Origin of the sequence: Clostridium lamae (assembly GCF_033043255.1) — a bacterium.
Lineage (GTDB): Bacteria > Bacillota > Clostridia > Clostridiales > Clostridiaceae > Clostridium > Clostridium lamae.
On the sequence record NZ_JASCQJ010000007.1, the window covers coordinates 100,122 to 122,343 of the forward strand.

Annotated in this window: 16 protein-coding genes; 3 read left to right on the top strand and 13 right to left on the bottom strand. The window is 28.9% G+C overall.

The window, feature by feature from the left end; genetic code table 11:
* Positions 1 to 2: 2 nt before the first annotated feature.
* Positions 3 to 1,532 (bottom strand): response regulator transcription factor, encoded by a 1,530-nt coding sequence (locus QK892_RS05870; RefSeq protein ID WP_317272598.1) that lies wholly within the window; start codon positions 1,530 to 1,532, stop codon positions 3 to 5.
* A gap of 84 nt (positions 1,533 to 1,616) precedes the next feature.
* Positions 1,617 to 3,392 (bottom strand): cache domain-containing sensor histidine kinase, encoded by a 1,776-nt coding sequence (locus QK892_RS05875; protein WP_317272599.1) that lies wholly within the window; start codon positions 3,390 to 3,392, stop codon positions 1,617 to 1,619.
* 298 nt (positions 3,393 to 3,690) lie between these two features.
* Between QK892_RS05875 and QK892_RS05880 the strand changes: the two genes are divergently transcribed.
* Entirely contained in the window at positions 3,691 to 5,736 is a 2,046-nt protein-coding gene (locus QK892_RS05880) for a beta-galactosidase (RefSeq protein ID WP_317272600.1), read from the top strand.
* Positions 5,737 to 5,917: 181 nt separating this feature from the next.
* Here QK892_RS05880 and QK892_RS05885 read toward each other — a convergent pair whose 3' ends face one another.
* A complete protein-coding gene (locus QK892_RS05885) occupies positions 5,918 to 6,142 on the bottom strand; it encodes a TM2 domain-containing protein (RefSeq protein ID WP_317272601.1) in 225 nt (74 codons plus the stop codon).
* A 258-nt stretch (positions 6,143 to 6,400) separates the two neighbouring features.
* Between QK892_RS05885 and QK892_RS05890 the strand changes: the two genes are divergently transcribed.
* Entirely contained in the window at positions 6,401 to 7,000 is a 600-nt protein-coding gene (locus QK892_RS05890) for a hypothetical protein (protein ID WP_317272602.1), read from the top strand.
* Between the two features lie 48 nt (positions 7,001 to 7,048).
* Here the strand turns inward: QK892_RS05890 and QK892_RS05895 are convergent, their stop codons facing one another.
* The 10 genes from QK892_RS05895 to yicI all read right to left on the bottom strand — a co-directional run bounded on the left by QK892_RS05895 (position 7,049) and on the right by yicI (position 21,484).
* On the bottom strand, positions 7,049 to 8,227 hold the full coding sequence (locus QK892_RS05895; protein WP_317272603.1) for a MalY/PatB family protein: 1,179 nt from the start codon (positions 8,225 to 8,227) through the stop codon (positions 7,049 to 7,051).
* Positions 8,228 to 8,229: 2 nt separating this feature from the next.
* Positions 8,230 to 9,315 carry a Xaa-Pro peptidase family protein gene (locus tag QK892_RS05900; protein WP_317272604.1) on the bottom strand — a complete coding sequence of 362 codons (1,086 nt, stop codon included), beginning with the start codon at positions 9,313 to 9,315 and terminating at the stop codon, positions 8,230 to 8,232.
* Positions 9,316 to 9,414: 99 nt separating this feature from the next.
* The gene (locus QK892_RS05905; RefSeq protein WP_317272605.1) at positions 9,415 to 10,722 is read right to left on the bottom strand and encodes a PTS sugar transporter subunit IIC; all 1,308 of its coding nucleotides are present in this window, start codon (positions 10,720 to 10,722) and stop codon (positions 9,415 to 9,417) included.
* Positions 10,723 to 10,780: 58 nt separating this feature from the next.
* On the bottom strand, positions 10,781 to 11,119 hold the full coding sequence (locus QK892_RS05910) for a PTS sugar transporter subunit IIB (protein WP_317272617.1): 339 nt from the start codon (positions 11,117 to 11,119) through the stop codon (positions 10,781 to 10,783).
* A 2-nt stretch (positions 11,120 to 11,121) separates the two neighbouring features.
* Complete coding sequence (locus tag QK892_RS05915) at positions 11,122 to 11,445, bottom strand: PTS lactose/cellobiose transporter subunit IIA (RefSeq protein ID WP_317272606.1); 324 nt, start codon at positions 11,443 to 11,445, stop codon at positions 11,122 to 11,124.
* A 12-nt stretch (positions 11,446 to 11,457) separates the two neighbouring features.
* Positions 11,458 to 12,483, bottom strand: a complete 1,026-nt coding sequence (ypdE, locus tag QK892_RS05920) for an aminopeptidase (RefSeq protein ID WP_317272607.1) — start codon at positions 12,481 to 12,483, stop codon at positions 11,458 to 11,460.
* An 8-nt stretch (positions 12,484 to 12,491) separates the two neighbouring features.
* Positions 12,492 to 14,354: a BglG family transcription antiterminator gene (locus tag QK892_RS05925; RefSeq protein WP_317272608.1), complete on the bottom strand. Its 1,863-nt coding sequence runs from the start codon at positions 14,352 to 14,354 to the stop codon at positions 12,492 to 12,494.
* A 174-nt stretch (positions 14,355 to 14,528) separates the two neighbouring features.
* Positions 14,529 to 16,934 (bottom strand): glycoside hydrolase family 95 protein, encoded by a 2,406-nt coding sequence (locus QK892_RS05930; protein WP_317272609.1) that lies wholly within the window; start codon positions 16,932 to 16,934, stop codon positions 14,529 to 14,531.
* A gap of 2 nt (positions 16,935 to 16,936) precedes the next feature.
* Positions 16,937 to 19,075: a beta-glucosidase gene (locus QK892_RS05935; RefSeq protein ID WP_317272610.1), complete on the bottom strand. Its 2,139-nt coding sequence runs from the start codon at positions 19,073 to 19,075 to the stop codon at positions 16,937 to 16,939.
* 75 nt (positions 19,076 to 19,150) lie between these two features.
* On the bottom strand, positions 19,151 to 21,484 hold the full coding sequence (yicI, locus tag QK892_RS05940; protein ID WP_317272611.1) for an alpha-xylosidase: 2,334 nt from the start codon (positions 21,482 to 21,484) through the stop codon (positions 19,151 to 19,153).
* Between the two features lie 348 nt (positions 21,485 to 21,832).
* On the opposite strand from yicI, the gene QK892_RS05945 reads away from it, so the two are divergent.
* On the top strand, positions 21,833 to 22,222 hold a 390-nt coding region (locus QK892_RS05945), incomplete at its 3' end, for a hypothetical protein (protein ID WP_317272612.1).

Consider the following 22,222-nt stretch of genomic DNA (forward strand, 5'->3'; position numbering starts at 1 on the left):
TCCTATTTTGTTATTTCTTTCTGTTTCTTATAATTTAGAGGGCTTATACCTACATATTTTTTAAACTTACTATGAAAATAGTCTATATTCTTATATCCAATACGCTCACACACCTCATAAACCTTAAGATTTTCTTCTAATAATAACCTTTTTCCTTCTTCTATCCTTATTTTATCTAAGTAAGTATTAAAGGATTCCCCTGTGTAACTTTTAAAAATCTTTCCTAAATAAGCACTATTATAGTTGAATATTTCTGCCAAATTCTCTAGCTTTAGATCTTTATAAAAGTTTTTTTCAACATATTTAACTACTCTTTTAATAGATGAGTTATTAGAGTTTGTACTAATTTCTTTTGATATAGATATTAAGCCTTTAAGTAAAACATCTATTACTCCTCTTAAATTCTCTTCTAAATAAACTTTATCAATTATATTTTCTTCAGTTTTTAGATTTTCTTCCTTAAGCTTATAATCCTTTTTTATTTTATCTTTAAAATCCATAAGAGTTCTTGTTATTGTAACCTTAACTTCTTCTTCTCTAATGCCTTTTGCTCTAATTAATTTTTCAAATAAACTTAGATTTTCCTTTAATCTATCTTTTTGACCGATTTCAGTATATGTAATTACTTTACTAAGAATTTTCTTTTCATCTAAATTTATATCTATACTTTCTTTTTGTACTTGCAAATTAGATGCTATTTCTGAACTATTAAATAAGAATTTATTATTAGTTAAATTTTTTGCATTTCTATAGGACTTATAAATATCTTCAATACTATTAACTTCTTCTCCTAAAGCAATAAAGTTATTTCCCCCTAAATTTCTATCCAAACTTTCCTTTATGTTAGTTAGCAATTTATTAGCATAGTTTACATTTATATTTCTTATTACTAAAGCTAGTCTATCACCCAATTTTATAATATCTATATTATTCTTTTCCTCTATGCTATTTAAAATTATTTCTTCGATTTTAACTATATTATCAAAATTATATTTATTTAAAGAGTTACTAATTAGTGCAACTTGAAAACTTGAAGTATTTAAACTACTTTTTATCTCTTCGTAACCAATTATATCTTTTCTTAACATCAACTGTGAAAATACATATTGTCTTAAAGCTACTTCATTTTTTTCTAGCCTTGATTCACCCTTTTTTTCTTCTTCTATATCTTTTTTTAAATTTAATGCTATATTTAAAAGCTCGCCTTCATCTATTGGTTTCAATAAATAATCCTTAACACCATATCTAATTGCTTTTTGAGCATAATCAAAATTTGAATACCCACTAATAACTATAAATTTACCTTTTATCCCCATTTCTTTAGATTCCTTTATAATATCTAATCCAAGCTTTCCAGGCATTTGAATATCAATTAAAATTATATCTGGTTTTAATTCTAAAATTTTAGAATACCCCTCATCTCCATCACTAGCTTCACCACATATTTCAAACCCATTTACTTGCCAATCTATTATGTGTTTTAATCCCTCTCTTACATAATGTTCATCATCAATTATTAAAACTCTTAACATTAAAATTCTCATCCTTTCCAGTAATAAAACAAAACAAGAAGCTATACTTGTTTCTGTTATATCAAGCTTAAAAATATACTTTACTTAACTGTCTATCTTTTTACTTGGTAATAAGATTATTACTTTTGTCCCAACATCTACAGTACTTAGAATATATAATCCATATTCTTCACCATAAAACAACTTTATTCTTTCGTTAACATTACTAATACCTATACTCCTTTTATTGACATTCTTATATTCGCTCAACTTTTGATTTATATAGTCTAATTTATCCTTATCTATTCCAACACCATTATCTGAAATTTCAACTATTAAATATCCAACTTCATCATAAATAGAAACTTCTATTTTCCCCATCCTTGTACTACTCTCTAATCCATGAATAAAGGCATTTTCTACTATAGGTTGTAATAATAAAGGCAGAATCTCATAATCTTCTATCTTCACTTCAACTTTGAATTCATACTCAACTTTCCCCTTAAACCTTAATCCTTGTATTTCCAAATAACTTTCTATAATATCTAGTTCTGATTCTAAAGTTACTACTTCATTTGTAACTTCTAAATTTCGTCTCATAATTTGCCCTAATTTTTTAACTATGTTAGCAAGCTCTCTATCTCCATTACAAAAAGCTCTCATTCTTATTGTTTCTAAGGTGTTATATAAGAAATGTGGATTTATTTGACTTGCAAGCATCTTAAATTCTGCATCCTTTTGCTTTACTATTAATTTTTTTTGTTCTAGCTCCTTAACATAAACTTCATCTATAAGTTTTGTAATGCTCTCAACCATAGTATAAATATGTTGATAGATATAACTTATTTCATCATTACCTTCTATTTTTTCTTTTATCTTAAAGTTTCCTTTAACCACTTTTGATATTTCAACACTTAAAAGTCCTACTCTATCAGAAAATAATTTTGAAAAATATAATATAATTATTAAAGATAATGTTATTGCAATACTCATTATTGCAATACTTTTCGCTATTGCAACTCTTGATGGCTCCATTATTTGATAAATAGGTATGCTAACTAGAACTTCAAATATATTATTAAAAGACTTATCTATCTTGTACTTATCAGAAATTATATATTTATCACCTAAGTTAACTTCTTCTTTTACATCATTGTAATAATCGACTTCGTCCTCATTATGAACTAATACTGCTGTAGAACCTTCTTCATATTCCTCTGAAGCAACTACTATGCCATCTATTAATATACTTGTTGGATATGGTTGCTCTGAAATTATTGCTCTAAGCTTTGAAGTTTCAAGACTTATTACTAAAGTACCTATATGACCATGTATATCACAAGATATATCCCTAATCAGTGATAAGCTATACTTTTTTGAAATATCATCATAATTGTACTCCCAAGTTATTATCCCTTCATCTTGTCTTGCCTTTTTGTACCAGTCGCTATTTCTTACAGTATCTGTCACTTTAACTATATATGAATTATCAAGTATTGATTGATTCTCTACATATAACCTTATATTAGATATCTGGTTATAGTATTTTAGATAATTATTTAAAATTGGATACTCATTATAAGCTATTATATTACTTACATAATCTTTATATTCTGTTTTCACTATGTTATGAAGCGTCTCATCTTGATAAATCATATCGGAAGTTGAAGTAGCAAGCCTTAAGGTTTCATCTAATCTTTGCTTAATTTGTTTCGAGGTATATCTTGCGTCCTTTTGTGAATTTTCAACTATTATATCATTCATTTCTGTTGTAAAATAAATCCCAACTAGTAAAACTGACACTACAACAATAGCTAAATATACGATTAAAAGTTTTGTTTTTATTTTTGTATTGTTTAAAATGTTCTTTAGTTTATTCATGACTGCTCCTAACTACCAATACTTATACTTTTCTTATATTCATGTGCAGCTTATACGTTTTCAAAACTATATATTCTTATATATACATTATTCTTTATAAATAACTTATATCTTATAAAAAATTATATTATATACACTTTTATTCTAATGTATCTGTATCTTTATGTAAATAGAAGCTATTCTATTATCAGAAAATAAACCTCTAATTTTAATAGTAATTTAAATACAATTAATATAGTATTAAATATTTTTTTTATAATATAAAATTGAATTAATCATATATATTGGAGGGAATGAGATGATTAATTCTAAAACACCTTTTATTCTTTACGGTGGAGATTATAATCCTGATCAATGGCCAAAAGAAATATTAGTTGAAGATATGAAGCTTTTTAAAGATGCAAATATAAATGTTGTAACTTTACCAGTTTTCAGCTGGGCATTATTACAATCTGACGAAGATACTTATAATTTTGAATGGTTAGATGAAGTTTTAGATCTTCTTAAAGAAAACGATATCTATGTTTGTATGGCTACTTCTACTGCTGTTCAACCTAACTGGATGTCAAAGAAATACCCTGAAATATTACCTACAGATTTTCTAGGACGTAAAAGAAAGTTTGGAGGGAGAGCTAACTTCTGCCCAAATAGTGAGAAATATCGTGAGTTTTCTGTAAAACTTGCTACAAAACTTGCTGAAAGATATAAAGATTATCCAAATATAATTGCTTGGCACATAAGTAATGAATATGCTAATTATTGCTACTGTGATCATTGCGAAAATAAATTTAAAGAATGGGTGAAAAATAAATATAAAACTATTGAAGAAGTTAATAAGGCTTGGAATATGAATTTCTGGGGTCATACTCTTTATAGCTTTGATGAAATCGTTGCTCCTTCTGATTTAAGTGAAATGTGGAATGGATATGATAAGCAATGTACTACCTTCCAAGGTATGGCTATAGATTATAATAGATTTATGTCTGACTCTATACTTGAATTGTACTTAGGTGAATATAATGCACTAAAAGCAATAACTCCAGACATAAAAATTACAACTAACTTAATGGGAACTTTCAAGCCTTTAGATTATTTCAAATGGGCAAAACATATGGATATAATTTCTTGGGACAACTATCCTGGTTTAAATGCTGCTCCAAGTGATACTTCCTTCCGCCATGATTTAATGAGAGGACTAAAAAATGGTGAGCCTTTTATGTTAATAGAACAAACACCTAATCAACAAAATTGGCAACCTTATAATAGTTCAAAGAGACCAGGAGTTATGAGACTTTGGAGTTATCAAGCACTTGCTCATGGTGCTGATACAGTTATGTTCTTCCAAATGAGACAATCTATAGGAGCCTGTGAAAAATATCATGGAGCTGTAATTTCTCATACAGGAGATGGAAATACTAGAGTATATAAAGAATGTGCAGACCTTGGTGAAGAGCTTAAGTCTTTAGGCGATACAATAATAGATTCAAAATATGATGCAAACGTTGCTATTATATTTGATTGGGATAACTGGTGGGCAGTAGAATTCTCAAGTGGTCCATCTATTAAACTTAGATATGTTGAGCAAATTGAAAAATACTATAAAGCTTTCCATAATCTAAATGTAGCTGTAGATTTTGTTGAACCAAATGGAGATTTTTCTAAATACTCTATAGTATTAGGTCCAGTTTTATATATGCTTAAAGATTGCGTTGCTAATAATATTAAAAACTATGTTTCAAATGGTGGAACTTTCATAACTACATACTTTAGTGGATATGTAAATGAAACTGATATAGTTCAACTAGGTGGATATCCAGCAGAACTTAGAGACATGCTAGGACTATGGATTGAAGAAATAGATGCTCTTCAACCAAATATGAGTAACTCAATTAATTTTGTATCAGAAGTCGATTCCATGAAGGATAATTATAGCTGTGATATGCTTTGCGATATCATGAATTTAGAAGGGGCTACCCCACTTGCTGTTTATGGCTCCGACTTCTATAAAGATAGACCAGTATTTACTTCTAATAAATATGGAGAAGGATTAGCTTACTATATAGGATCAAATCCTGAACAAGCCTTCTTAAATGATTTTGCTTTAAAATTAGCGAAAGAAAATAATTTATTATCAAGCTTAGAAATTAAAGAAGGTGTAGAAGTTACACAAAGATACAAAGATGGCTATTCATTAACCTTTATTTTAAATCATAATGATAATGAAGTTACTTTAAAATTAGATAATAAGGATTATATAAACTTATTAAATAATGAATCAGTAAAAGAAACATTGATACTATCTCCTAAAGGTGTAGCAATCTTGAAAGAAATGCATAATGCATAATGGATAATGCATAATTTAGGATGAAACTCCTTACGGAGTTTCTACAAATAATTAATGCTAATAACCTTTTTTCATATAGATCCCTTTAAAATAAGAGAAAGCTGAATTACCTCAGCTTTCTTTTTTATGTAAAATTATTATCTATGTAATTAATATTATTATTGCTCAATTACTTATTTAACTATTTTCTTAGTGGTGCACCTACATTGTCTTTATATCCACCTGTTGATATTTTAATTAAATCAACAATCCAACCTATACTAAAATAATTACAAGTAAAAAACTTAACAATGCCACTTCCTATTTTTCCTAAATAAAAATCATGTATTCCCCATATTCCACCAATAGCACAAATTATTAAAGCTTTCTTCTTACTTTTATCACTTGTTATTGTTGTATATCTCATATTATCTCCTTTGTTTCTGTTATTTCAATTATTATTATTTTTCTATATAGCTTGTCTATCATATTTTCTACAACTTGCTTGTCATCCTTATAAGATATTTAATTAAGTTAATCAAGTGTCAAAATATATATTATCACCATTCTTGAACTTAGTGTATGGTATATTTATACACTCATGGTATATACTTCGTCTTAAAATAATATTTAAATCTATTATAATCGGTTATACTAAAATCATTAAATTTATGGAGGTCTTAATATGCTAAAAAAAACACTAAGCTTAATTACTGCTACTGTTTTATCAATATCATTTATGGCATGCAGTACTAGTACACCAAATGAAAGTGGTAGTGGAAATAATAAAACACAAAAAGAAGAAACCAGCGATAGCAAAGGAAAAGTATATGAGATAGATGGAGCCGTCGTAGAGGATTCTGGAATAACTCAAACCATAAAAGAAGTAAGTGTATTTGATAATATGACAGACGCTGTAGAAAGTTATGGGCAAAGTAATTTAGTTATTAATGATCGAAATAAAGATAAAGTAACTGTTGTATTAAAATTCGAAATTACAAATAACAATGATTTTATGATTAATACTTATCCAACACAAGCAACATTTATAACTAATACAGGAGAGCAAGTGGATGCTGATTTATGGGCTAGTGAAAGTTTTGATGGAGATATATATGAAGGTGTAACTAAACAAGGTCATGTATTATTTAATTTAGATAAAACCTCAGTAGATGAACTTACAAGTTTCAAAATGATGTGGAGCACAAATCATGATAACGGAACAAGTGACAATTATGAAGACGATTATCATATGGATAATAAATTAGAAGTAATATTAAAATAATAACAAGTATCCCCAGGGGAAAATCCCCTGGGGATTTTCCCCTGGGGATTAGTTTTTTTCGTATAAATATTCAATGCTTTTTTTTAATCTCTTCATTCCCTCTTGGAGCTTTGATAATGGGCATCCGCAGTTTAATCTCAAATATTTTTCACTGCCATATATCTCACCTTTCATTATTCCAACTCCCCCAATATTTACGAGTGCATCTTGAATTTCATCAGAAGTAAATGGAAGACTTCTACAATCTATCCAAGCTAAATAGGTTCCATCTGGCTTCTTGAATTTTATATCTGTAAAGTTTTCTTTGATGAAATGCTCTAGATAATCCATATTTTTACCTACATATTCAACTAGCTCTTCAATATAGTAATCACATTCATTGTAAGATATCATTGTTGCATACATTCCCATTATACTAACTGAATTTAAGAAATCTTTACTTCTTGTTTGATTAATAAATAAAGAGTTAATTTCTTCATTTGGAATAATCGCATAAGAACATATTAATCCTGGATAATTAAAAGTCTTGCTTCCTGATGAAACTAAGTATATTTCATTATATTTTTCATAATAATTAAGCATTGGGATATGCTTATTTCCATGCATAACTATATCGCTATGAATTTCATCGCTAATTATCTTAACATTATATTTTTTACATAACTCTAAAATTTTCTCTAACTCACTATTCTTCCACACTATTCCTGTTGGATTATGTGGTGAACATAATAATAGTACCTTGCTTGTTTTTATCTTATCTTCAAATTCTTCATAATCAATATAGAATGAGCCATCTTTTTCATGTAATGGAACTCTTACTAATTCTCTATTATTTTGTTCAATAACATTAAAAAATGCATCATACATAGGATTGAAACTCGCTATTTTATCGCCTTCATTAGATAATAATCTTAATAAAAGTGATACTGAATACATAACTGAAGGACTATAAATAACCCACTCTTCATCTACCTCAGTATTAAACCTCCTTTTATAATAATTTGAAACTGCACCTTTAAAATCATGATGATTCCATCTTGAATAACCATATATCTGCTTGTCTAAAACAGTTTTCAGTTTATCATATACTATCTCAGGAACTGTAAAATCTGTATCTGATATAGAAAAAGGAAGTATATTACTTTTATTAAATCTATCTTGAATGTAATCCCATTGGGTGCAATAAGTATTTAAGCGATTATGAACTTGATCAAAATTATGCTTCATATTTACTCCTCCAAAATTATCATTTCTTTAGTGGTTCTATTTAAAGGTACTCCAATTCCATTTGATATTAATACATCATCTTCAATCCTAATTCCTCCTAAACCCTGAATATAAATTCCTGGTTCGCAAGACATAATCATATTATTCTTTAAAATTGTCTGTGAAGTTTGATTTAAAAATGGATATTCTGATCCATCTCCAATCCCTATTCCATGTCCAAGACCATGACTGAATTTTTCTCCATATCCGGCTTCATCTATTATACTTCTTACTATACTGTCAACATAATTGGCCTTTACCCCTTCTTTAATAGCTTCCACACCAGCTTGTTGTGCTTTTTGTACTACATTATAAATTTTAACTATCTCTTTACTAGGTTCACCTATAAAAACCATCCTTGTCATGTCTGATTGATACTTCTTATACTCTATTCCAAAATCAATCATTATTGGCTCATGAGCTTGAACTTTTCTTTCTGTAGGCCTACCATGTGGTAGTGCTGTCCTCGGACCTGAAGTAATTACTGGATTAAAGGATAACTTACTTGCCCCTGCATTTAAGGCATAATAATGTAACCATGCATTTATTTCATTTTCACTTATTCCAACTTTAATATGCTTTAAAAGCTCTGAAAATATATTATCTGTAATATTGCAAGCTTCCTTTATAATTTCAATTTCTAACTGGTCTTTTATAATCCTAACTTCATTAATCTCTTCCTTAACCAATGACACTTCAAAATCATATTTATTGAGTCTTTGATAATCTTCAATAGAATATCCACTTGATTCTATTCCTAATTTACTATATTTCTCTTCTTTAAAAATATTATATATAATATCAAAATGTGATTTATTACTTTGTGCTGGTGTATTCTCAATTATTATGAAATTATGCTCCTCTTCCATTGCTTCTAGTACATATCTTCCATCCATAATTGCATATGCGTTCCCTTTTGTAATTAATAATTGTACTCCACTTCCTTCTAAAGTATCTAAGTATTTTTTAGTTGTCTTAGATTTTATTAAAATGCCATCTATATTTAGCTTTTTAATTAATTCCTTTATATTCTCTATATGCCTTGCCATATTTCCTCCTATGATTAAGGAGCTGTCTAGGCAGCTCCTTAATTAAAAATGTAGAATTATTGATGTAATTCAAAACGAATTACTAAAATGATATATATTTTAGAAATCTAAATCTCCTAACAATGCTAAATCTTCTTCTGAAATTTTAGAATCAGATTTTTTCTCTACAATATTTTGTTTTTCATATAACTTAAAGAATGGATACCAGATAAGTATTGAACCTATCATTTGAAGTGCATTAACAACTATTGTTAACCAATGTCCATTAACTAAGAATCCTTCTAAAAACACTCCAACGTATGGTGGATTAAATATTGGTCTTGCTAATATTCCTAATTTCATTAAGAATGCTGGGAATGTTCCTAAAATTGTTCCCCCTATAACATATGGTAGGAAGAAGGTTGGATTTAATACTATTGGTCCACCAAATAATATTGGTTCATTTATACCAAATAAAGCTGGTACTAATGAAACTTGACCTACTTTCTTAAATGCTTTATTCTTTGAGAATAAGAACCAAAATACTAAACCAAAAGTTACACCTGTTCCAGTGAAGTTTGCAAATGCACTTACCATTCCTCCTGTATAGAAGTGTGGAAGAGCTTGACCCGCTTGCATAGCTTCAATATTCTCTGCTAAGAATTGAGCAGCTATTGGTGCAGTTATTGGTGATAATACTGATGGATGAATTCCAAAGAAGAATAGCATGCATCCAAGGAAAGTAATAAATACAAACATCCATGGATTATCAAGTGATCCTACTAATGGTGCTAAGAATTGTGTTAATACTTCTGGTGGTAATACATCAAAGAATGCTAAACTTAATAGTCTTACAGTAATAAATGTGCCGACAACGATTACAGTTGTAGGAATTAACTCGAATGATCTTGAAACGAAATCTGGAACGCTTTCTGGCATACGAATAGTAAAGTTTTTCTTTTTACACCATCTATATAGCTCAACAGCAACTATCCCCGAAATCATTGCCATAAATAAGCCCTTTGTTCCTAAGTATCTTATATTCATACCACCATCTTCAGTGAAATTAAATACTAATAATAAGAAACCAACTGCTCCTAATACCATAGCTCCTGGTATATATAATTTGTAATGCTCACTTAAGAAATAGGTGATACAAAGACAAACATAAAATCCCATCATTCCAATAGTTAAATAGAATGGTAAGTAAAAATTATCAATATTAGTTAAAATAAATTGCGATACTATATTTGTTTCTCCAAGCATATTTGCTATAGCTTCAGGGATTAAGCATAAGCTTCCTAAAATAAGTATAGGTGTCATTGCAACCATTGACTTCTTAATTGCACTTAAATGAGGTTGTTTGTCCATCTTTTGAGCAAGTGGTGTAAGCCACTTATTCATAAACTTTTCAAATTTATCAAACATTATTATTGCCTCCTATTAAATCTCTGTATTTATATATAAATTAGATTAATTTGTTTAACTATTTTATATTACCTTTTGCAATTTCTGCTTTTTTATGAGCTATCAAAGCCATTTTCAAAGCTGTTGCACCATCCATTTTTCCATAAGTATCTTGATCTATGATAGTATATGGTGTACTTCCAATTATTTCTTTAATATAGTCTATCTTATGAGCTATTTGTGGTCCAACAACAACTACATCACACTTTGATCCCTCATGCTTCAATAAATCTACAGGTACAGCTATAAATTCAAAATCAGCCTCATTTAACTTTTTACTTTCTCTTAAGGTTTTCTTCATGTTATTCATTAACATAGTAGTAGAAAATCCTCCCGCACAACATAATACAATTCTCATCTTCATTTCTCCTCCCTTGATTCAAATACTTCTATTAATACTTCTATTAAATCTCTAGATAGCTGTGAAGACATATAGTGGTCTTGAGCATGTACCATAAGTAAGTTAACCACTGGTTTACTTTCAGCTTCTCCAGATAATTCAGCCTGAATTAATTTTGTTTGAGCATTATGAGCTTCTAAGTCAATATCTCTTGCTTCTTCCATAAGCTCTCTAGCTCCCTTATAATCTCTTTCCTTTACCTTTTTTAAAGCCTGAAAAGCCTTAGCTTTACTTTCTCCTGCTGCTCCTATTATTTGCATTACTTGCATTTCCATTTCACTCATATGCATACCTCCCTATAAATATCTTGCTACATCTTCATATTTGTCTTTATTTAAGGATTTAATAATATTAATAATTAATTTTATTAATCCCTCTACATCTCTTAAATCTGTCATAGAGTAACTTCCATGGCAATATCTTAGAGGTATTCCTAAAACAATAGCTAATTTACCACCATTAACTAAATGAGCACTTCCTGCATCTGTTCCTCCGCCACTGAACATATCACATTGAAAATCTATATTATTTTCAGTAGCTACATCCTTTATAAATTTTAAAAACTTTCTATTTGGAATCATCGTCTTATCATAGTGAACTATCATACATCCTTTAGATATTTTTCTATTATTAGTGTAATTCCTAGTTAAATCTGGAGCACATGCTACATCAATAGCAAATATAACATCTGGATTTACTATATCTGTCGTGCATTTTCCTCCTCTAGTTCCAACTTCCTCAGAACTTGTAAAGCTTAGATATACGTCATTATCGTGTTCTATATCCTTTAACTTTTTATCTATTTCTTTTAAAATATAACATCCTACTCTATCATCTAAAGCTTTAGCCATAAGTACATTTTCATTTATCATTTCACTTTTACTTGAAAAGCAAACCATGTCTCCAATACTTATGCCAGCATCCATAACTTCCTTGGCTGAGCTTAGCCCAATATCTACATAAATATCTTTGACTTTCTTATCATCACCATATGAACAATTCATTAATCCTCTTACTTTACTACCATCTGATTTTGTGATAGTTACTGATTGGAATGACTTTGCTGAGTCCTTTACACCTCCTATTGGCATAAGGTTCAACATTCCAATATCGCTAATATTTTTAATCATAAATCCTACTTCATCCATATGTGCACAAAACATAAGATTTGGTCCATTTCCTTTATGATTAACAATAATGCTTCCTAATCCATCGAATGAAATCTTTCCATTTATATTTTCTATTAAAATATCTCGTATTTCTTGTTCATTTGATGCAATTCCATCTGCATCACATAATTTTTTCAATAATTCAATATCCATAATCCTACCTACATATTTTTATTAAATAATGCTATGAACTCTTTGAAACTTCTCACCTTAATTAAGGATTGTACCATCTCTAGATTATTCATAATTTTAAATAAGTCGTTTGTTATTCCTTTATGGAACTCCAAGTTATCTTTTCTTAGTGATACCATAAATATTATTGAAACTTTTTTCTCTTTATAAAATATTGGTTTTTTTAATATTTTTACTGATATTAAATCTCTATTTCCTTGCATTTCAATAGGATGTGGAATTGCTACTCCATTTAAATATATAGTTGCAGAAAACTCTTCTCTTTTTAATACATATTTTGAATAATCCTCTCCACCAATTCCAGCAAACTCTATCTCCTTAGACATTTTTATTAAACAACTAATATAATCTTCACTTTCATCATCGATTGAGAAGTAATTAGGCTCAAAAAAACGTTTTAAATAATATTCCTTTGTCTTATCAGCAAATGCTTCATTAAACTTTTCAAACATAAGTAATTGCTTAATATTTAAAATATCATAATCATCTAATAATTCTTTGATGTATATTAAAGGCACTTTTAAATTTGTACTTAATTCATTTATAGAAAATACTATATCTGGGCTATAATCCTCTAGCTCTTTCATTTGAAGCATTGAAAAAGTCTCTATATTAGAATTTCCAAAAAGATTACTAATCTTAAGTTTTAATAAATATGCACTACCTCCACCTGATGAACAAACTATAGCGATTCTATTATATTTTCTTAGCTTATAAATAATTTCTTTCTCCATATGAACAGCAAAATGTGTCGCTATAAATCCTATCTCATCACGTAATATTTCAATATTATAATTCTCCTTAAGCATATCTCCAAGTGCTATAGCTACATTAAATATCATAGGATATTTAATTGATAATTCATCAATAATTGGATTAGTATAAGATATCTTAAAGTTTAATCTATTTATTAACGCTGCAATATGAGTTATTAATAAATCTTTGAAATCTTCATCTAAATTAAAGGATGTGTTATTTTCAATATCTATTTTCTTCAAAAAATTACTTATATCTACGTTTAATTTCTCTAAATACATTTTATTTTGATTATTACTTCTTGTTTTACTTTTTATAAGATCATTTAAAGTGTCTATATCATCACCAATTCCAACTTTAAATTTATCTCCTATTATATTTACTAATTTCATATTAGTACAATTATCTATAGGTGTATTTAGCTTCAAATTAATGTAGATAGTAACTTTTAACCATACTATTATTTGATTTAATTCAGTATAGTTAATATTCAGATTCATATTTTTAAGTGTTTCAATCAATGAATCTTGAACATCTTTAAAATCACTTTCAATAAGTTCATCAAAAACTCTTCTAACAATTTCATTATTCTTAATATATAGATCAACTAACAAATTTCTCCGCTCAATTAATGAATTAATTATCTTTATTCCATAATGAGCTTTTCTTTCTATTGTAAGGTTATACTTTTTAAGGTAAATATCTTCTTCTTCTTTATAACTTTTTATTAATGATTTACTTACCTCAAATACCTCTATTAATTTTTCAATTACTATATAGTCCTCATTCAGAGCAATATAAGCAATAATATTTTCGGCACTAATCTTTGGTCTATCTGAAGCTCTCTTTAATACATTAATAAATTTATCAAATTTTTCCTCATTAACTACCTCTAATAAATAGCCTCTTCCCCTTTTTTGTATTAAACGAAACCCTTTATCCGACATAATATTAGTTAGATAAGAAAAATCATTTTGCAATGTTCTCTTTGATAAAGAATATTTATCTATAAAATAATCTATTGATAAATAATCACTAGACTTTATGAGATCATTAATTATATCTAATTCCCTCATCTTCCCCCTCCTAAGTCATCTTAGTCATCTTAGTCATCGTTTTCATAAAACTTATAATTTTCTTATGCTTTTATTGTAATTCATTTATAGTATTTATAAAAGTTTATTAATTTCATAATATAATGCAAAAGTAATATTAATAATCCCCAGGGGATTTTCCCCTGGGGATTATTTCTATTTTATTATCTTTTCTTCACCTACTGATAGCAATAAACTTAATTCCTGCACAGATTCATTATCCTCTAATGTTGTCAAATTTCTTTTATATTTAATATTACATTGTCCTCCAACTGTTGATTTTATCTTCAGCAATATAAGTTTATTATCTTTCCAGCTTATATCTACAATGAAGCCTCCTCTAGCCTTTAAGCCTTTAACTTCTCCAGTTGTCCATTCTTTAGGTATTGATGGTAAGATTTCTATATATCCTGTATGGCTTTGAATTAACATTTCTGCAATTCCTGCTGTTCCTCCGAAGTTCCCATCAATTTGGAATGGTGGATGAACACAAAATAAATTTGGATAAGTTAATTTATTTAATAAGGTTTTTAAATACTTATAAGCTAACTGTGAATCCTTTAATCTTGCATAGAAATTAATTATCCAAGCACAACTCCAACCTGTATGTCCTCCTCCTTGTGATAATCTTCTTGAAAGAGTATTTTTGCAGGCTTCAATTAAATTTTCATTTTTATATTCTGTAATTTCTTTACCTGGATATAATCCGAAAAGGTGAGAAATATGCCTATGTCCTGGCTCCTTTTCCTCGAAGTCTTTATACCATTCTTGAATTCCACCAAACTTATTTCTTTTATACTTTGGTAGCTTTTCTAAAGCACTTTTAACTTCTTCTCTAAATTCTATATCTATATCTAATTCTTCACTTGCTTTAATTACATTATTAAATAAATCTCTTATTATTGATATATCCATAGTTGAAGATTTACTAGGTGCACACTTTCTTCCTTCATCATCTAAGAAATTATTTTCAGGTGAAGTTGATGGGCAAGTATTTAAAACTCCATTCTCATCTTCTATTAACCAACTTAATAAAAATTCAGCTGAGCCTTTTAAAACAGGATAATATTCCTTTAGAAATTCCCTATCTCTAGTAAAATCATAATGCTCATAGATATGTTGACAAAGCCATGGTCCTCCCATTGGCCAATATCCCCATTCACTGCTTCCTAGAACTGGATTTGAATATCTCCAAATATCAGTATTATGATTAGCTGTCCAGCCTTCACAATTAAATTCTTCTTTTGCAGTTCTTTTTCCTACTAAACTAAGATCACGTATCATATTTAGTAATGGCTCATGACATTCTGAAAGATTACAAACTTCAGCTGGCCAATAATTCATTTCTGTATTTATATTTATAGTGTAATTACTACTCCATGGTGGTCTTACTTCTTCATTCCATATTCCTTGTAGGTTTGCCGGCTCACTACCGATTCTAGAAGAACTAATTAAAAGATATCTTCCATAATGGAAATATAGAGTCATTAATCCTAGGTCCTCTTCTCCATTTCTTAGTCTTTCAAGCCTTTCATCAGTTGGAATCTCTTCTTTATTTAAAGCTTGTCCCCCACTCGCATTCTTGCCTTCTATTGATTTAATTGATGGCATAGATACTGCTTGTGCATTATCTATAACAACCTCTTCTCCTAAATTAAATTCTACTCTTGAGAATAATTCAGTGTATTCTTTTAAATGATTATCTAATAGTTCAGAATATGATAATATCCTTGCTTTATTTATAATCATCGCACTTAGTGCTTCTTCATTTCTACCAGCAGAACCTTGTTTTACATTAAATTCTTCAAAATTGGTGCTAGCTGATAAAATTAAAATCACTTCACTTGCATTTCTAACCTTCAAAGTATCTTCATGAACATAGACATTTCCATCTATACTTTTAGCTCTTAATCTTGAACAAAATTTCGTTCCTAATTCACCATTTTTATCATAGATTATGGACTTGTCGTTAGTATAATCAGGTAAAAGGGTAATAGGTGTTATTCCTTTCAACATAAGTCCACATTCTTCATCTTTGTTTGTTTCACTATTTAATAAGCTATTTAGGTTTGCATCAAAGTTAATACTTTTACTCTTAGAAGAACTTATTCTTATCACTAAAACATTGTCTTTTCCAGAAATAAAAGTTTCTCTTAAAATTTCTTCATCTCCTACATTATATTTAACTGTTACTAAGGCTTTATCTAAATCTAGTTTTCTACTGTAATTAAAATATTTGTCATCTTCATAATAAAAATTTAAATATAAATTTCCAAGTGGGGAATAGGACTCCGTATATCCTGATAACATTTTTTTATTGATTAATTCTTGAGCTTCATAATATTTCTCTTCATTTATTAATTGTCTAGCTTCTTCTATATGGTTTTTGCTATTATAATTAGTTTTATCCTTTGGAAATCCTGCCCATAAAGTATCTTCATTTAATGCTATTCTTTCATTAAATACATTTCCTAAAACCATTGCTCCTAAGGTTCCATTTCCAAGAGGAAGCCCGTCAACCCATTTATCTGCTGGTTTTTTGTACCATAGAATCTTACTCATATTTAGAATATATACTCCTTACTTAAATCAATATTTTCTTTTAATAATATTCTATCTGAAGATGAACCAACTAAAATATTAAACCTTCCACTTTCTAAAGTCCAAGAGCTTGCATCTTCATTGTAGAATGCAAAAGCCTTTTTATTTAATTCAATAGTAACTACCTTAGTTTCTTTTGGCTGTAAATGAACTTTTTCAAAGCCCTTTAATTCAATATTAGGTCTCTTTACACTAGCTTCTTCATCATTTACATAAAGCTGAACTATTTCTGATCCTGCTACTTCTCCTATATTAGTTAATTCTAAAGATACTTTAACATTAACATCATGCTCGAATTCATTTACTTCTATCTTTAAATTATCATATTTGAAGTTTGTATAAGATAATCCATGCCCAAAAGCAAATAATGGATTTACATCATAGCTAGCAAAATATCTATATCCTACAAATACATCTTCATCATATCTAACCTTCTCTCCTCCTGGGAATTCTCCAAGATAGTGAGCTGGTGAATCTTCCAATCTTACTGGAACAGTATATGGTAATTTACCTGATGGATTAACATCTCCAAATATAACTTCTGCAAGGGCTAATCCTCCTTCCATTCCATTATAAGAAGTTTGAATAATTGCTTTTGCATCTTGAGCAAAGCTTGACATATCTACTGGTGACCCTGTTGATATAACTACAATAGTATTTTTATTAACCTTTAATAATTCTGCTATAACATCATCTTGCTTATATGGTAGTAACATATTTGTCTTATCATTACCTTCACTATCTATATTTACTAATTGTTCTTCTCCCTTTGAAGATTCCAAAGCATTTTGATATAATTCGAAATCTTCCTTTGTATGTTTCAAGCCTCCAACAAATATTACTGCATCAGAATTCTTAGCTAACTCTATTGCTTCTTTTAAAACTTCTTCTTTTTCTTCTTCCTTATGAGTATAACCTCTTGCATATTTTACTTCTGTATTTCCACCAAGCTTCATTTTTAATCCAAGAAGTGGTGTTATTTCATATAAAGCCTTAATTTCTGCTGATCCACCACCTAATGAATGTCTTATATCTGCATTTTCTCCTATAACTGCAATTGTCTTTAATTCTTTTTCTTTTAATGGAAGTATATTTCCTTCATTCTTTAATAGAATTATTGACTCTCTAGCTATTTCTAAAGCTTTTTGCCTATTTTCATAAGTATTATATGCTCCTTTTTTCCTATCATCAGAAAACATATTTAATCTAAACATAAGTTTTAATATATTTCTTATCTTATCATCTATAACTTCTTCCTTTACTATTCCTTTATCCACCGCGTGTCTCATTGGATTAGCAAAGAAGTATTCATCAAAGTTATAAGTTACTGACATTTCAATATCCATTCCTGCTTCTGCAGCTTCTTTTGTATCATGAACTCCAGACCAATCTGATACAACTACTCCATCAAATCCCCACTCATCTCTTAAAATATCTTGAAGAAGCTTTGGATTATGACCACAGTATTGATCCCATAATTTATTATAAGCAGCCATTATTGCATAAGCATTTCCTTCTTTGACTACCGCTTCAAATGCTGGGAAATATATTTCTCTTAATGCTCTATCACTAACTACAACATCAACATTTAATCTTTCGGTTTCTTGGTTATTTACTGCAAAATGCTTAACACAAACTGCCACATCATTTTCTTGAACACCCTTAACATATGGAACTGCCATTTCCTTTGTTAAATAGGGATCTTCAGACATATATTCAAAGTTTCTTCCGCATAGCGGACTTCTAATTATATTTATTCCAGGGGCTAGTATTATATCCTTCCCTCTACCTCTTGCTTCACTTCCTAATACATATCCTTCTTTATATGCAAGGTCTCTATTCCAAGTTGATGCTAATGCAGTATTACATGGAAGATATGAAACATAATCATCAGAGTAGCCATATGGAACCCAGCTATCATCTGGGAATTCATTTCTTACTCCCATTGGACCATCAGCCATTTTTAATGGTTTTATTCCAAGCCTTTCTACTCCTTCAGTTCTAAAAAGTCCAGCTCCATGTATCATTCCTGTCTTTTCTTCTAATGTTAAGCATTTTATTATTTCTTCTATTTTATTATCAATACTACTTTTCTTCTTCATAAAACTCTTCCCCCTTATAATCTTATAGCCTCAGCAAAACTAAGTTTAACTGAGGCTAGCTTTATATTAATTGTTTTATTTAAGTGTAACTATTATTTTATTTGCATTAGCAGTTAATCTAATTCCAGCTTTATCTAATTTCACTTCAGCTCCTTCTACCTTTTCTATATTAAATTCTCCATTTATTAATATGCTGTAATTATCCTTAGCCTCTACATCAAAAGTAATAGTGTTATTAGATTTTAATGCTTTAGCTTTTAATACAACATCAGTCTTATCATTTAATACTTCTACATATGCTTCTTTATTTTCAACTAAATTAAATACATTTAATGTTACATCTTTTCCAAAATCATAGTTTGGTACATCATCAACTGCTCCAACTGGAATTATGCTATTTTCCTTTACCATCATTGGGATACTTAAATATCCATGGTTTTCTCTAATCCATCTTCCACCTTCATATACTTTTCCAGTTATAAAGTTAGTCCATTTTCCTTCTGGTAAATAATATTCTGCAATTCCTTCTTCATTGAAAATTGGTGCTACTAAAATATTATCACCTAGCATATATTGTCTATCTAGATATCTATAAGTTGGATCATCTTGATTTTCTAATATCATAGATCTCATTACTGGAATACCTTTAATTGATGCATCATAAGATGTTTTATATAAATAAGGCATAATGCTACATTTTAATTTTGTAAAGTATCTAACTACATCACAAGATTCTTCATCATAAAGCCATGGCACTCTATAAGATGTGCTTCCATGTAATCTACTATGTGATGATAGTAATCCAAAGGCTGCCCACCTCTTATATACATCTGGTGTAGATGTACTTTCAAAGCCTCCAATATCATGACTCCAGAAACCAAAGCCTGACATACATAAGGATAATCCGCCTCTTAAGCTTTCTGCCATTGATTCATAATTTGAAGAACAATCTCCACCCCAATGTACTGGGAATTGTTGCCCACCAGCAGTTGCTGATCTCGCAAATAATACTGCTTCATTTTCTCCCTTAACTTCTTTTACTACATCAAATACTACTTTATTGTATATTTGAGTATAATAATTATGCATCTTTTCTGGATCAGATCCATCAAAATACTTACAGTTAGTTGGTATTCTTTCACCAAAGTCTGTCTTGAAGCAATCTACTCCCATATCCATTAATGCTTTTAATTTATCTCCATACCATTTGCATGCATCAGGATTAGTGAAATCTACAATAGCCATTCCTGGTTGCCACATATCATATTGCCATACATCACCATTTTTCTTTTTAATGAAGTATCCATTTTCTTTTCCTTCTGCAAATAATGAAGATTCTTGAGCTATATATGGATTTATCCATACACATATTTTTAATCCCTTTTCTTTTAATCTCTTTATCATTCCTACTGGATCTGGGAAAACTCTATCGTCCCACTCGAAGTTACACCAATTAAAATCCTTCATCCAGAAGCAATCAAAATGGAAAACATGAAGTGGAATATCTCTATTTGCCATTCCATCTACAAATTCATTAACTGTTTTTTCATCATAATTAGTTGTAAAGGAAGTTGTAAGCCATAAGCCAAAAGACCAAGCTGGCGGTAATGCTGGCTTTCCAGTTAAACTAGTATAGTTTTCTAAAACTTCCTTCATATCATTTCCTGTGATTATATAGTAATCTAAACATTCGCCTGGAACACTAAATTGCACCTTTGTAACAAGCTCTGAACCAACTTCAAATGATACTCTTTCTGGATGATTTACAAATACTCCATATCCCTTATTAGTTATATAGAAGGGAATATTCTTATAACTTTGCTCTGTGCTTGTTCCTCCATCTTCATTCCATATATCAATAGATTGTCCATTTTTAACAAATGGAGTAAATCTTTCACCTAAACCGAATACAGCTTCTCCAACAGATAAACTTAATTGATCTCTCATATAAGTTTCTGTACCCTCTTCATCTAAGAACTTAGCTCCCTCTTCTTTTAAGTATGCTGAGCTTCTATTATCACTCTTAGTTAAATACTTATCTCCATTATAAAATTCCATAGAAAAATTATTTTTATCTATTTTTATGTTTAAATCTCCTGATTTCACTGTTATTAATTCTTCAGTTTCTTCTGTGAATATATCTAATTCTTCTTCATTAACATCAAAATGTGGGCCTAAATCTTCTGCTCCCATATAATGATATGCTCTAATTCTAATAATATTTTCAAGTGGTGATGAAATCTTATATGTTATAACAGGTCCTCCAAGTGTTGCCCCTCTATGATTGATTCTATTACATGGAGCATACATAGTTAAAACCTTTTCATTTTTAGCAGTACTATAAACTTCTTGTGGACTAAATCTTTGTATTCCATCTTTATTTAGCCAACAACCATTACTAAATTTCATAACTATTCACATCCTTACTACAGTATTATAAGTTTACATTTTTTATCTCATCATAATTATATCTAAGCCTACTATTTACTTATACCTAGTAAATTCCACCTATTTTATTGTACTTTTTAGTGGTATAAAATATAAATATCATGATACTTGTTCCGTCACTTCACTCCAAGTCACCTCATTATGATATTTATCTTTTTCTATAAGTAAACTCTAAGTCTCTTAATCATCATATTAATTCCCTATAAAATTACAATTATGTTATAATATATATATTGCCTATTATTATAGTACATTGAGGTTATTAATGTGCATATACAATAATCAAATTAAAGTAAAGGATGTATTTATATGAAATACTTATATAATTTTACCGAAGATGAGTATGTATTCTATCTTAAAGATTTAATGAAAAATGATAAAAATTCTATAAATCAAAAATCAATTAAGAAAGTAAAAAAATTTCTAAAGGCAATTATAATCATTTCCATGATATTCCTGTATTTAATTCCAGCTACTAAGATGGTTGGACGAATAGATTTTTTAATCATTTGGGTTATACTCTACACTTTAATATGCTTATTAATGTATTTTATATCTAAGATATTAAATAAGACATTAAAAGGTAAATTCACAAAGTATTCATATGATAATGGATTTAATGTAATTTATAAATTACATCTAAGTGAGAAAGAAAGTAAAAAATTAGTTTTAGATAACTATATTCTTAGCTATTATACA